General features: G+C 62.1%; 10 protein-coding genes. 6 read left to right on the forward strand and 4 right to left on the reverse strand.

The features are described from left to right. Positions 1–7 precede the first annotated feature (7 nt). On the reverse strand, positions 8–643 hold the full coding sequence (locus AC1PUL_RS11805) for a nucleotidyltransferase domain-containing protein (RefSeq protein ID WP_480464384.1): 636 nt from the start codon (positions 641–643) through the stop codon (positions 8–10). Between the two features lie 127 nt (positions 644–770). Between AC1PUL_RS11805 and recQ the strand changes: the two genes are divergently transcribed. Then, entirely contained in the window at positions 771–2,627 is a 1,857-nt protein-coding gene (recQ, locus tag AC1PUL_RS11810) for a DNA helicase RecQ (protein ID WP_480464385.1), read from the forward strand. Positions 2,628–2,806: 179 nt separating this feature from the next. Here the strand turns inward: recQ and AC1PUL_RS11815 are convergent, their stop codons facing one another. Both AC1PUL_RS11815 and AC1PUL_RS11820 read right to left on the reverse strand, forming a co-directional pair. Continuing rightward, positions 2,807–3,430, reverse strand: a complete 624-nt coding sequence (locus AC1PUL_RS11815; protein ID WP_480464386.1) for a LysE family translocator — start codon at positions 3,428–3,430, stop codon at positions 2,807–2,809. A 246-nt stretch (positions 3,431–3,676) separates the two neighbouring features. After that, positions 3,677–4,174, reverse strand: coding sequence for an N-acetyltransferase family protein (locus AC1PUL_RS11820; RefSeq protein ID WP_480464387.1), 498 nt, complete (start codon positions 4,172–4,174; stop codon positions 3,677–3,679). 190 nt (positions 4,175–4,364) lie between these two features. Between AC1PUL_RS11820 and AC1PUL_RS11825 the strand changes: the two genes are divergently transcribed. Next, entirely contained in the window at positions 4,365–4,832 is a 468-nt protein-coding gene (locus AC1PUL_RS11825; protein ID WP_480464388.1) for an ABZJ_00895 family protein, read from the forward strand. Between the two features lie 196 nt (positions 4,833–5,028). Here AC1PUL_RS11825 and trhA read toward each other — a convergent pair whose 3' ends face one another. Next, positions 5,029–5,688: a PAQR family membrane homeostasis protein TrhA gene (trhA, locus tag AC1PUL_RS11830; protein ID WP_480464389.1), complete on the reverse strand. Its 660-nt coding sequence runs from the start codon at positions 5,686–5,688 to the stop codon at positions 5,029–5,031. A gap of 198 nt (positions 5,689–5,886) precedes the next feature. Here trhA and AC1PUL_RS11835 point away from each other — a divergent pair, with 198 nt between their 5' ends. From AC1PUL_RS11835 to AC1PUL_RS11850, 4 genes are all read left to right on the forward strand, one after another. Then, positions 5,887–6,270: an MAPEG family protein gene (locus AC1PUL_RS11835; protein ID WP_480464390.1), complete on the forward strand. Its 384-nt coding sequence runs from the start codon at positions 5,887–5,889 to the stop codon at positions 6,268–6,270. 303 nt (positions 6,271–6,573) lie between these two features. Then, positions 6,574–8,496 carry a HAMP domain-containing methyl-accepting chemotaxis protein gene (locus tag AC1PUL_RS11840; RefSeq protein WP_480464391.1) on the forward strand — a complete coding sequence of 641 codons (1,923 nt, stop codon included), beginning with the start codon at positions 6,574–6,576 and terminating at the stop codon, positions 8,494–8,496. A 487-nt stretch (positions 8,497–8,983) separates the two neighbouring features. Beyond that, positions 8,984–10,795 (forward strand): HAMP domain-containing methyl-accepting chemotaxis protein, encoded by a 1,812-nt coding sequence (locus AC1PUL_RS11845; protein WP_480464392.1) that lies wholly within the window; start codon positions 8,984–8,986, stop codon positions 10,793–10,795. A 480-nt stretch (positions 10,796–11,275) separates the two neighbouring features. Beyond that, on the forward strand, positions 11,276–13,240 hold the full coding sequence (locus AC1PUL_RS11850) for a methyl-accepting chemotaxis protein (protein WP_480464393.1): 1,965 nt from the start codon (positions 11,276–11,278) through the stop codon (positions 13,238–13,240). Positions 13,241–13,346: the final 106 nt, after the last annotated feature.

The raw sequence follows: 13,346 nt of genomic DNA on the forward strand, positions 1-13,346 counted from the left end.
GACCCTGCTATCGCGGCAGGCTGGCCGGGTGCTGGCCCGCGAGCACAACAAGCTGGCTCAGCGCGCCATTCCACCATGGATCATGCTCGCGGCTTAAACGCAGTACGTCATCGCCGGAGAGACCGATGACATTCGGAGTGAAGCTGAAGATTCTCGCGGTCGGCCTCAACGTCTCGCGAAGCGACTGGACGGTCTCGGCAAGATCAGATCCGGCCGTAACGACGAGGAGGTCAAGGTCACTCTCTGGTCGATCGGTGCCGGTTGCCACACTGCCAAACAACGAGAGGCTGAGGATCTGCGGCAGTGAGGCGGCAATTTCTCGGATGGCATCGAGGATCTGCGGAAACCGTTGCGTCTCTGCCTCGAACAGCGTCTCGATCATGGGAGCGAAATAATTTTGCCGATTGAACCGATGGAGGCGCGTGCTTCTCGTGCCTTCCGAGATCACCAGATCGAGACTCTCAAGGGCAAGCAGTCCAAGCCGTATGCTGCTTTTCGACGCGCCCGAACGCTCAACAATCTGCGACGCTGCCAGCGCCCCACCATGGCGAACGAGCTCACGCAGAACGACGACATTCGAATCCACGCCGAAGACAGCGTTCAACGGGTTGCGCAGACCGGCTCGGAGTTGCAATCTCGCCATGGGTTTCCGTCGCATTGAAGGCCAACCGATCCGATATCAGATCGATTGGTTCGATATTAAATCATGAAGCTGGAATACTCAAGCCGTCCCTGTGGCCAGCCCCTCGCCCATCGGCTACACCATGCGCATGCCGACTCATTCCCTCACCGACCCACTGTTTTCCGGCCAGACCCGCGAGAGCCCGCTTTCGGTGCTGAAGCGCGTCTATGGTTATTCTGCGTTTCGCGGGCGGCAGGCGGAGGTGGTTTCCCATGTGGTATCCGGTGGCGATGCCGTGGTGCTGTTTCCGACGGGGGCTGGCAAGTCGCTCTGCTTTCAGGTGCCCGCGCTCTGCCGGCCAGGCGTCGGCGTCGTCGTTTCGCCGCTGATCGCCCTGATGCGCGACCAGGTGGAGGCGCTGAAAGGTCTCGGCGTCAGGGCTGCGGCGCTGAATTCGACGCTCAGCCGAGAAGAGTATGTCGAGATCCGCCGGGCGCTTGATCGCGGCGAGCTTGATTTCCTCTATGTGACGCCGGAGCGCACGGCGACACCCGGTTTCGTCGAGATGATGCAGGGCGTGGAAATCGCGCTGTTTGCCATCGACGAGGCGCATTGCGTTTCGCAATGGGGGCATGATTTTCGGCCGGAATATCGCGAACTCGGCAAGCTTGCCGATCTCTTTCCCGGCGTTCCCAGACTGGCACTGACGGCAACCGCCGATCCGCATACGCGCGAGGATATCATCGAGCGGCTGCGGCTGACGGAAGCGCAGGTCTTCACCACCTCCTTCGACCGGCCGAACATCGCCTATGAGATCGTCGAGCGCGACCAGCCGCGGCAACAACTCCTGCGCTTCCTCTCTCGGCACAAGGGATCGAGCGGCATCGTCTATTGCCTGTCGCGCGCCAAGGTCGAGGAGATCGCCAGCTGGCTCGACGAGCAGGGCATCCGCGCGCTGCCCTATCATGCCGGCATGGACCGGGCGCTGCGCGACGCCAATCAGGATGCCTTCCTGAAAGAGGAGGAGCTTTGCCTGGTTGCCACGGTTGCCTTCGGCATGGGCATCGACAAGCCGAATGTGCGGTATGTCGCGCATCTCGACCTGCCGGGCTCGGTCGAGGCCTATTACCAGGAGACAGGGCGCGCCGGGCGTGACGGCCTGCCGTCCGAAGTCTGGATGGCCTATGGTATGGCCGATGTCATCCAGCGCGGGCGGATGATCGATGAGGGCGGTGCGGCAGACGACATCAAACGGGTGGAGCGGGCGAAACTCAATGCGCTGCTCGCGATCTGCGAGACGCCAGGCTGCCGGCGTCAGGCGATCCTCAAGCATTTCGGCGAGAGCCATGCAGGCGGCTGCGGCAACTGCGACACCTGCCTGAAACCGGTCGAGACCTGGGACGGGCTCGATGCCGCAATCAAGGCGCTGGCGGCGATCTACCGCACCGGCGAGCGTTTCGGCACCGGCCATCTGATCGACGTGCTCATGGGCACCGAGAACGAGAAGACGCTGCGTTTCGGCCATTGTGACATGCCGGTCTTCGGGGCGGGCAAGGACCTGTCGTCTAAGACCTGGCAGTCGGTCTATCGCCAGCTGCTGGCGGCCGGCTTTATCCGCGTCGACCACACGGCCTATGGCGCACTGACGCTCGACGAAAGCGCACGCGCCGTCTTCAAACGCGAAGTGGACGTGCGCTTCCGCAAGGACCGGCCGACGACCGGCAAGGCGGCACGGGCCCAGTCCTCACGCACGGCCCAGGCCAAAGCCGGGCTCGACCAGGCGGACCAGGCGCTGTTCGAGGCACTCCGCGCCCGGCGCATGGAGCTTGCGAAAGAACAGGGCGTACCGCCCTATGTCGTCTTCCCCGACACGACGCTAATTGCGCTCGCCACCGAACGGCCGATGGACGAGGACGAGATGCTGGGGATTTCCGGCATCGGGCAATCGAAGCTCGAGCGCTACGGGGAGGCGTTTCTCGAGGTGATCACGGCCTATTCGCGGTGAGCGTACCACCCTCCCCTTGAGGGGGAGGGTCGGAGCGCAGCTCCGGGGTGGGGTGACAGGGCGCAACCTTTCCCCTGCTTCATGTATCGAACTCGCAGCGTGGTTCACCCCCACCCGCCGCTTTGCGGCGACCTCCCCCATCAAGGGGGAGGTGGGCGGGCGCCTGACGCCCTCGCGGTTCAAGTCCCCGAGCGCAGGGTTGCGGTGGCGACACCCGCGCCGATCAGAAGCGTGCCGCCGGTCTTGTTGAAAAGGCCGATCGCCCTTGGGCTTTTCACCAGATTGCGGGCGCGCGAGGCGATGAGAGCGTAGCCGGCGGCATTGAGGAAAGCCAGCACCAGGAAGGTCGTCTCGAAGATCAGCATCTGGGTGAAGAAGTCGCCGTGCTTGTCGAGGAACTGCGGCAGGAAGGCGACGAAGAAGGTGATGCTTTTCGGGTTCAGCGCCGTGACCAGCCAGGCATGGGCAACCATTTTCATCGTGCTTGTGGCGTCGGTCTTCGGCTCGACATCGAGCGTGCCGCCGGCGCGAAACAGCTTGATGCCGAGATAGATCAGATAGGCGGCACCCGCCCATTTCAGCGCGGTAAATACGGTGGCCGAGGTCGCAAGGATCGCGCCGACGCCCAGCATCGACAGCGTCATGGCGGTAAAATCGCCCAGCGCCACGCCGATCGACACGGGCAGCGCGCTGCGCCAGCCCTGGCCCAGAGCATAGGAGACAACCAGCAGAATGGTCGGTCCGGGAATGATCAAGAGGACCGCCGAGGCGGCGGCGAAGGCAAGCCAGGTTTCGAACGTCATGGGGATCTCCTGCCGAAGACCAGGATCAATCCCGATGGCCGGACCGTTGTAAAGAGGGCTTGCGGACAATGCCGGTCGGCGGCACGGCGGGATGTCCACCCTCCCCTTGATGGGGAGGGTCGGAGCGGAGCTCCGGGGTGGGGTGAACGGTGCCACGCTCGCCCCTGTTTGATACGCCGAACTCGCAGCCCTCGTCACCCCACCCGCCACTTTGCGGCGACCTCCCCCCTCAAGGGGGAGGTGGGTTCAATCCAGCTTCAGTTCCATCATCGTTAAATCCAGCCAGCGGCCGAATTTCTGGCCGACTTCGTGGTGGGTGCCGACGAGGCGGAAGCCGAGGCTTTTGTGGAGGGCGATGGAGCCGGTGTTGCCGGCTTCGATGGCGGCAATCATAACGTGGATCTTGCCCGCCCTCGCCCGCTCGATCAGTGCGGTCATCAGCGCCTTGCCGAGGCCCCGGCCGTAGTGATCCTTGTCGACATAGACCGAATGCTCAACCGAATGGCGGAAGCCGTCGAAGGGGCGCCAGTCGCCATAGGAGGCGTAGCCGGCGATCTTATCCTCGACTTCGGCAACGAGGATCGGGAAACCGCGTGACTGGCGCAGATCAAACCAGGCCTTGCGGTTGTCGAGATCAACCAGCGTCTCGTTCCAGATCGCGGTCGTTTCGGCCACCGCGTGGTTGTAGATGGCGAGAATGGCGGGGAGATCGGCGGGGGTTGCGTCGCGTAGAATGAAGGTCATGATGCGGCTTTTGCGAATGTGCGGCGGGAAAGCCGCCGGGCGGGACAGAGATGTGAGAGGCGATACTTCGCCGCATCGACACATGGCGCAACAAGGGGCGAATACCAAGTGTCGGCGGTAGGAGCAAAGCGGTTCCTATCACCGACACTTCGTATAAAGGCAAGAGCCAAGACAGACGGAAACCGACGCGATGACATCTCTCCTTCCCGGCCTCATGACCCGCTACATGCTCGTGCTGATCGGCGCGCAGCTTGCCATGTTTCTGCTGGCGCGGGTGCTCTATGCCTTCGGCTGGGGCGAGAGCCTGTCGTCGGCGGCCAATGTGGCGGTGCTGCTTGCAGCGGGCGCGGCTGCGGGCTCTCATCTGACCGCGACGCTGAAGGCGCGACCGAGCTGGGGCTTGAGCCTGAAGCTTTCCGGCCTCCTCGCCCTCGTCGCGGTGTTGACGGGGGCGATATTGCTGCTCGGGATCGTGTTTCTAAACGGCTTCACCCAGGCGGAATTGACCCTGCTCGCCGCGCAGATGGGGATGACGCCGCTTATGGCTGCACTGGTGTTTGCCGGCTTTTTGCTGGTGCTGACCTATCCAGTGACGCTTGCAGGCTTCTACATCGGTGCCGCAGTCACAGCACGCCAGATCGAACGGCAGGGGCGGTGACGCAGAGCTGAGGGGGCTGTGCTTCCCTGCCCTGTCGTCATGCTCGGGCTGGGTTTGGCACAGACACGGATGTCGGAACGGCTTCGGCGAAAGCGGTCGTGTCGAAACCTGGGCCGGCCTTGGCAGATCCTCGGCACGGAGGCCGAGGATGACGGCCTGGGGGCGAGGATGATGGACCGATGGGGCTGAGTGTCCCTCAGCCCAGGCTGATCGCCGTGAACACCGCCGAATAATGCACGATGGACGCGGTCACCACGAAGGCGTGCCAGATGGCGTTCTGGAAGCGCAGGCGTTCCCAGACGTGGAAGACGACGCCGGCGGAATAGATGCAGCCGCCGACGATGATCAGCGTCAGGGTGATTTCGGGGATGATTTCCGACAGGGGCCCCATGGCCAGCGCGCCGCTCCAGCCCATGCCGAGATAAAGCAGGATGGCCAGGCGGTCGTAGCGGCCGGGAAAGCGGAATTTCAGCCAGATGCCGATGAAGGCGGTCAACCAGATGCCAATCAAGAGTGCCAGGATCATCGGGCGATCGGCACCCTGGACGAGGAAGGGCGTATAGGTGGAGGCGATCAGGATGAAGATCGCCGAGTGATCGAAGCGGCGCAGGATCCACTTCACGCGGGAATGCGGCCACATATTGTAGGTGAAGGAAACGCCGAGCGAGAGGATGAGCCCGAGGCCGTAGATCCAGCTTGCGGCGATATCGGCATAATCCGAATAGACGGTGGCATAGAAGATCAGCGCGGTGGCGCCCACGAGCGCAAAGACGACACCGATGCCATGAATGATCCCGTCGGCGACCAATTCGTGCAGGTCGTAGGCGCGGCCAAACTTGAACGGGTCGGTGCTCATTGCGTCTCTTCGTCTTCTCTCTTGATCGGCCCATCACGACCGCGAACCATTGCCGTCGAATGATGGCGGAATTGGTTGCGGTGAACAAGCGCCTGCTCATTCACAAAGGCAGACAGACCGTAACCTTGCTTGCTTGCCATCTGATGACAGCCCGCCTACCAAGGATTGGTTAACCCTTTTCCCTGGCGGGACTTCTTCATGCGCTTCACCATCCTCGCGACCTTTGCCGCTCTCCTGACCTATTGCTGGTTCCTGCTGAAAGTCGGCCAGGCGCGCAAGAAGTTCGGTGTCGAGGCACCGAAGACGACAGGCAATGCGGATTTCGAGCGTATCTTTCGGGTGCAGCAGAACACGGTGGAGCAGATGGTGCTGTTTTTGCCATCGCTGTGGATCTTCGGCTTTTACGTCTCCGACATGCTGGCCGGCCTGCTGGGCCTTGGCTGGACGGCGGCGCGGGCACTTTATGCGGCCGAATATTATGCCGATGCCAAGAAGCGCGGCCCGGGGGCGGCGCTGACCTTCCTCATCGGCATCCTGCTGCTCGTCGGCGGCACGATCGGGGCGCTGATCCAGGGCGTGTGACACCGCGCTTGGCAGCGCCCGAGATGCAACTGGTCCAGGCACAATGGAATTCCTGAGTCATTTCAGGCAATTGCCCCAATAATGTGCGAATATTCGAAAATTGCCTGTTTGTTGAGCAAAACTTAGCCATTCGTAAACAATTGACCCCTAAATTTCAGGATGCATCGGCCTGAAATGGAGAACGATGGCTCGGAGTTGACGAAAAACAAGGCAGAAACCTGCCAGTGCCTCGTCATTCGCCAGAGCATCGAATCCAACCGTCAGGCCCGATCCACCATTCTTGACATGCCGCGGGGGACATACATGACCATTCGAACCAAGCTTCTTGCCTGCATCACACTTCTCACCACAAGCATCCTGATCATCTCGGCCTTCTCCTTTTACACGATGGGGGAGCAGTCCCGTCTGGCAAACGGGATCGTTGTCGATCGCGTTCAACCGATGGAACAGCTCAAAGTGATCGCTGATCGCTATGCGGTCGATATCGTCGATACCGCGCACAAAGTGCGCTCCGGTGCCATGACAGCCGAGGATGGCGTGGCCGGCGTCAACAGGGCTCTGGCCGATATCGAGGACCATTGGAAACAGTATACCGCGACAACCCTGACGGACGAAGAAAAGCAGATTGCCGAGCATTTCGACATGATGCGACGCGATGCGGACAAGGGCGTTCAGGAGCTTCGCGACATCCTCACGGCCAAGGACATGGCAGCGCTTGCCAATTTTGCCGATACCAAGCTCTATCCGACCATCGATCCGCTTGGCACCGACATCGCCAAGCTGATCGATCTGCAGATCCGCGTGGCCAAGGAAGACCTCGCCAGCGGCAACCTGCTGAAGGACCAGCTGACGACAGGCATGATTGCGCTGTCTATGGCGGCTGCGGGCGTCGCGGCTTTCTCGATCTGGACCGTCCTGGCCGGTGTCATCCGTCCGGTCAACTCGATCACCAATGCCATGAACATTCTGGCGGGCGGCGACACCGAGGTGACAATCTATGGCGAAGGCCGTAGCGACGAAATCGGCGGTATGGCGGCCGCAGTTGCGATCTTCCGCGACAATGCCCGGGAACGGGTGCGCCTTGAGCAGGAAGCCGAGGCGAACCGCTCGCTGTCCGAACGCGAGCGCCTGGAACGGGAGCGCCAGCAGGCACGGGAGGCCGAGGAGGTGCGCTTTGCCGTCGAGAGCATCGGCCATGCGCTTGGCCAGCTGTCCGATGGGAAGCTGAACTTCCGGATCACCGAAGCCTTTGCAGAGCGGCTTGACCAGGTTCGTGTCGATTTCAACGAGGCGGTTGCCAAGCTCGAAGATGCCATGCGTCGGGTGGGTCAGAATGCCCAGGCGATCGCGGCCGGTTCCAACCAGATCCGCGCTGCCGCCGACGACCTGTCGAAGCGGACAGAGCAGCAGGCTGCCTCTGTCGAGGAGACGGCTGCGGCACTCGAGCAGATCACAACCACGGTCAGTGATTCCAGCCGTCGCGCCGAGGAAGCCGGCAAGCTGGTGCAGCAGACCCGCGCCTCCGCCGAACATTCCGGGGAGATCGTCAACCGGGCCGTGAACGCCATGCACGACATCGAGGCCTCGTCCAACGAGATCTCGAACATCATCGGCGTCATCGACGAAATCGCCTTCCAGACCAACCTTCTGGCGCTGAATGCAGGTGTCGAGGCGGCGCGTGCGGGCGAGGCCGGAAAGGGCTTTGCCGTCGTCGCTCAGGAAGTGCGCGAGCTCGCCCAGCGGTCGGCCAGTGCCGCCAAGGAAATCAAGGCGCTGATCGGCAAGTCCAGTGAACAGGTGAAAAACGGTGTCGATCTCGTGACAGAAACGGGCAAGGCACTCGTCCACATCGTGACGCAGGTTCAGGCGGTCAGCGGCAATGTCAGCGCCATTGTCGAAGGCTCCAAAGAGCAGGCGACGGGGCTCAAGGAGATCAACAGCGCCGTCAATACCATGGACCAGGGCACCCAGCAGAACGCCGCCATGGTCGAGGAATCCACCGCTGCCAGCCACTCGCTCGCCAAGGAGGCGGAGGCGCTGTTCCAGCTGATTGCGAAGTTCGAGATCGGCAACACCTCCGGCGCGACATCCACGGCAGCCGTTTCGTCCTCGGCACCAGCCTCTGCCGGTAGCGGTTCGCCCGCTCGGCGGCTGATCAACCGGGTGGCGGGCGCGATGCGTGGTGGTCAGGCTGCCGTTCGTCAAGAGGCCTGGGAGGACTTCTGATCCCCTGCGACACCTCCTGGCCTAGGGCAGGAACCCATCAAAGACATGATCGGCGGCGCGCCGCCGATCATCCCCACCGGCACTCAGCCACTCCACGGCGGCGCAGCCAACACACGGGTCTCGACCCCGACGGATGCCGCAATCCGCATAAGATTCTCGGATATCGTCAGGACTCCGCAAAACGTGCGCCGCCCAAGCGTTCACGAGAACGTGCGCGCTAAAGTAGCAAAATTAAGAAATCTTTGTTCTGAATCTGCGCAAATACTCACGTACATGACGCATTTGACGGCAAAAATTAGCAAAGCGTAAACGGGCGATCCCTAAATCTCGTAAGGGTCTGCGACGGCGGTAATGCGTCCTCAGCGGACGAACACGCATGCCGCCGGCCCGCAGGGGGAACTGTAACCGCGGCTGTGGATGAACCATAACCGATGACGCTAAGCATAGGCCGTCATGCGTCTTAACCGTTTAAGCTTTTGGGGCTCTGATGACCATCCGACTGAAATTGCTTCTCTGTATCTCGCTCCTCACCACGGTGATCGTGACGATTTCCACCTTTTCGTTTTACGCGATGAGCGAGCAATCCAAGCTCTCCAATTCGATCGTTGCCGACCGGGTTATCCCGATGGAGCAGCTGAAGGTGATTTCCGACGCCTATGCGGTCGAGATCGTTGACGCCGTACACAAGGTGCGCTCCGGCGCCTTCACGCTCGAGGAGGGCAAGGCGAGTGTCGCGGCGGCCGTGGAGAAGATCGAAGGTCGGTGGTCGGCCTATATGGCGACCTATCTGACGCCGGAGGAGAAGGCGATTGCCGACGAGTTCCTGCGCGTTCGCCAGAACGCGGACGCGGGCGTCAAGGAGTTGCAGGCCCTGCTCGCCGCCAGCGACATGGCGGGGCTTGCAAGCTTTGCCGACACCAAGCTCTATCCGACCATCGACCCGCTGGGCACGGAAATCTCAAAGCTGATCGAGCTGCAGATCCGGGTTGCCAAGGAAAACCTGGCCATCGGCAACGGGCTGAAAGACATGCTGGTGACGTTGATGATCGCGCTATCGGTCGCAGCGGCCGGGATTGCAGGCTTCTCCATCTATACGATCGTCGCCGGTGTCATCCGGCCGGTGAATTCGATCACCTCGGCGATGGATCGGCTGGCGCATGGCGATCTTGAAGTGGCGATCTACGGCGAAGGCCGCCGCGACGAGATCGGCGTGATGGCCTCGACCGTTGCTGTCTTCCGTGACAATGCCCGCGAGCGGGTGCGGCTGGAACGGGAGGCGGAAGCCAATCGCGCAACGGCCGAGGCCGAGCGGATCGCCCATGAACGCCAGCAGGCCCAGGAGGCGGCGGAAGTGCGCTTTGCCGTCGACAAGATCGGGCATGCGCTCAGCCAGCTGTCCGAAGGTCGCCTGTCCTATCGGATCGGCGACACCTTCGCCGAGCGGCTGGATGCGATCCGGGTGAACTTCAACGATGCCGTGGCAAGGCTGGAGGATGCGATGCGCCGGGTCGGCCAGAACGCTCAGGCGATCGCTGCCGGATCGAGCCAGATCCATTCGGCTGCGGACGATCTGTCGAAGCGCACCGAACGCCAGGCGGCTTCCGTCGAAGAGACGGCAGCGGCGCTGGAGCAGATTACCACGACCATAGGCGAAACCAGCCAGCGCGCCCGCGAGGCCGGACGGCAGGTGCATGAGACGCGCGCTGCGGCGGAACGCTCCGGCGCCATCGTCGAGCGGGCGGTTTCGGCGATGCAGGAGATCGAGGGCTCGTCGAAGGAGATCACCACGATCATCAGCGTCATCGACGAAATCGCCTTCCAGACCAACCTTCTGGCGCTCAACGCCGGGGTCGAGGCGGCACGTGCCGGCGAGGCTGGAAAAGGCTTCGCCGTGGTTGCCCAGGAGGTGCGCGAACTGGCTCAGCGCTCGGCGAGTGCCGCCAAGGAAATCCGCGCACTGATCGGCAAATCCGGCGACCAGGTGAAGAATGGCGTCGATCTGGTGGTGGCGACGGGCAAGGCGCTGGAGGAGATCGTCGCGCAGGTCCAGGCCGTGAGCATCAACGTCACCGCCATCGTCGAAGCCTCCGGCGACCAGTCGATCGGCCTGAAGGAGATCAACTCCGCCGTCGCGATCATGGACCAGGGCACGCAGCAGAATGCCGCCATGGTGGAAGAATCCACCGCCGCCAGCCATTCGCTGGCGAAGGAGGCGGAAGCTCTGTTCCAGCTGATCGGCAGGTTCGAGATCAGCGGGCAGAGCGAGTCCCATCGCACGGACATGCGCAAGGCGGCGTAATGCCAAGTGCCTATGACAAGAACCCATAGGTTCCGATCATCGACATTTGGTACAAGCGCGTCTCGCGGGGTAGGCTTGACACGGCGCCCGATCTGGGGCGCCTCTCAAGCTGTGTTCCAAACTTCGCTTTTCCATTGCTAGACCTGTGAGGCCGCATCTGCGGCCTCTTGCTTTCTTGAAGCCCCTGCTTCGCCATGCACCGCTATACCGTTAACTTTAATTATCTTGATACAATCATAAGTAATTGTATTTAAACAACATTCTGTGACAATACCGTTAACGCTCTTTTATGGAGCTGCCCCTAAGTTGGCCTCGCGAAACCGGCCTACGAAGCCGGGACGCCGGTTCGCGCTGCGGATGTGCGCTGCCGGGACGGCGTCGCGATTTCCTCAATCGCCCTCCGCATTCTCAGCTTCCGAGCAGATGATCTGCTCTCGGCCTCCTCCACGTTTGTATCAATCATCAGACAGGGGCATGCCCGTGAAACACATCTCTATCAGCGGAAAATTTCTGACCATCATGGCCGGCTTCGGCCTTTTCTCGCTCGCGACAGCGATTTACTCCGGCAAAACGATGTCGGACATCGACCAAAACTACAGCGCATTGCTGACAGGCGAATCGACCGCCTCGCTCTCCATGGCCCGGGCCAACCGGAGCATGCAGGCCGTGCGTGCCTCGATCAGCGAACTGATGATGGCGCAGTCCGCACAGGACAGGCAGCAAGCCCAACAGGCGATCAATGATGCCCAGGCCGACTTTGAGAAATTCATAGACACCGCCAGCACCGCGCTTCCTGCACGAAGAGATGCGCTTGTCGCATTGAAGACCGAAGTGGCAGGAATAGTTTCCCAAGCCTGCGGTCCCAGCATTGCCGCCGCAAGCGCGTCTTCAACGGCGCAAGACGCCATGGCGGCACAAACGCTGTTCCTCGGCAGCTGCCAGCCTGCCCTCTCCGCCGTGACGCCTAAAATCTCGGTAATCAACAACGAGATCGTTCAGTCGACCGACGATCGGAGCGCAGAGCTTTCCGTCACCGTCAAATCCACCATCATGACAACGCTCGCAGCCGTTGTTGGCGGGTTGCTTCTGGTTCTCGTGCTTGGCTTCCTCGCCGTGCGCGCCTGGCTCGTTCGCCCTATCCAGGCGATGTCACAGACCATGGCGACGCTTGCCAATGGCGATCTTTCCGCCACTGTCGACGGCACCGACCGGCGCGACGAGATTGGCGGCATGGCCAAGGCCGTACAGGTCTTCAAGGACAATGGCCTGAAGGCCCGGGCTTTGGAGCAGGAGGCTCTCGCCAATCGTTCGGCAAGCGAAGCGGAACGCGCTCGGGTGGCCGAAGCAGAGCGGCTCAGGGCGGCGCAGATGGCAGAGGCGACAAGCGGGCTTGGCGAGGGTCTGAAGCATCTGTCGCATGGCGACCTCACCTTCCAGCTGAACAAGCCGTTTGCAAGCGACTTCGAGGGCCTGCGCGCTGACTTCAACGCTGCCGTGAAGCAGCTCGGCGACAGCCTCCGGGCGGTCTCTGAGGCAACCGGCTCGATCGATAACGGGGCTCGCGAGATCAGCCAGAGTGCGAGCGACCTTTCCAAGCGCACGGAACAGCAGGCTGCCTCGCTGGAGGAAACTGCGGCAGCGCTTGACCAGATCACGGCGAATGTGGCGAATTCTTCAAAGCGCACGGAAGAGGCCCGCAATGTTGCGGTCGAGGCCAACCAGTCTGCGCGCCGCTCGGGCGAAGTTGTGTCGAGCGCTGTCGCCGCCATGCAGCGCATCGAGCAGTCCTCGAGCCAGATCTCCAATATCATCGTGGTGATCGACGAAATCGCGTTCCAGACCAATCTCCTGGCTTTGAACGCCGGGGTGGAAGCCGCCCGGGCCGGCGAGGCCGGCAAGGGTTTTGCCGTCGTGGCCCAGGAGGTGCGTGAGCTTGCTCAGCGTTCCGCACAGGCGGCAAAGGAGATCAAGGACCTGATCCGCAACTCGACCGACGAAGTTTCCAACGGCGTCCAGCTGGTGCGCGAGACGGGCGAAGCGCTGAAGGTGATCGAAAGCCAGGTGGTGACGATCAACGCGCAGCTTGACGCCATCGCAACCTCTGCCAAGGAGCAGTCGGTGGGCCTGGCCGAGGTCAACACCGCCGTCAACCAGATGGACCAGGTGACGCAGCAGAATGCCGCAATGGTCGAGGAATCGACGGCGGCGAGTGCCTCGCTCGCCAGCGAAGTCACCCGGATGCGGGAGATCGTCGCCGAGTTCCGGCTCGGCCAGTCCGGCGTGACCGCCACAGCCGGCATCGCCTCACAGCCGTCGCGCCCACAAGCCGTCAGGGCCGGAGAAAAACCGGTGGCTTCGCCGGCACGCCGGATGCTGGCCAAGGTCGCCGGCGCAGTGGGCATGGGCGGCAGCGCGCAGGCTGCCGAGAGCTGGGAAGAATTCTGACGGTTCAAGACAGTCGAGTGACGAAGGCGGCCGGGGCAAGCGATTGCCCCGGCCGTTGCGTTTGTTGGGTTGAGGTCCGGGTGTTTTGGAAAAGGCGGGGTTTTAC

Source organism: Rhizobium sp. P43 (genome assembly GCF_056730705.1).

Excerpts from the sequence above, each read along its gene's own strand:
- trhA (WP_480464389.1), bottom strand. The coding sequence starts at position 5,688 with ATGAGCACCGACCCGTTCAAGTTTGGCCGCGCCTACGACCTGCACGAA.
- AC1PUL_RS11825 (WP_480464388.1), top strand. The coding sequence starts at position 4,365 with ATGACATCTCTCCTTCCCGGCCTCATGACCCGCTACATGCTCGTGCTG.
- AC1PUL_RS11805 (WP_480464384.1), bottom strand. The coding sequence starts at position 643 with ATGGCGAGATTGCAACTCCGAGCCGGTCTGCGCAACCCGTTGAACGCT.
- recQ (WP_480464385.1), top strand. The coding sequence starts at position 771 with ATGCCGACTCATTCCCTCACCGACCCACTGTTTTCCGGCCAGACCCGC.
- AC1PUL_RS11835 (WP_480464390.1), top strand. The coding sequence starts at position 5,887 with ATGCGCTTCACCATCCTCGCGACCTTTGCCGCTCTCCTGACCTATTGC.
- AC1PUL_RS11815 (WP_480464386.1), bottom strand. The coding sequence starts at position 3,430 with ATGACGTTCGAAACCTGGCTTGCCTTCGCCGCCGCCTCGGCGGTCCTC.
- AC1PUL_RS11820 (WP_480464387.1), bottom strand. The coding sequence starts at position 4,174 with ATGACCTTCATTCTACGCGACGCAACCCCCGCCGATCTCCCCGCCATT.
- AC1PUL_RS11845 (WP_480464392.1), top strand. The coding sequence starts at position 8,984 with ATGACCATCCGACTGAAATTGCTTCTCTGTATCTCGCTCCTCACCACG.
- AC1PUL_RS11840 (WP_480464391.1), top strand. The coding sequence starts at position 6,574 with ATGACCATTCGAACCAAGCTTCTTGCCTGCATCACACTTCTCACCACA.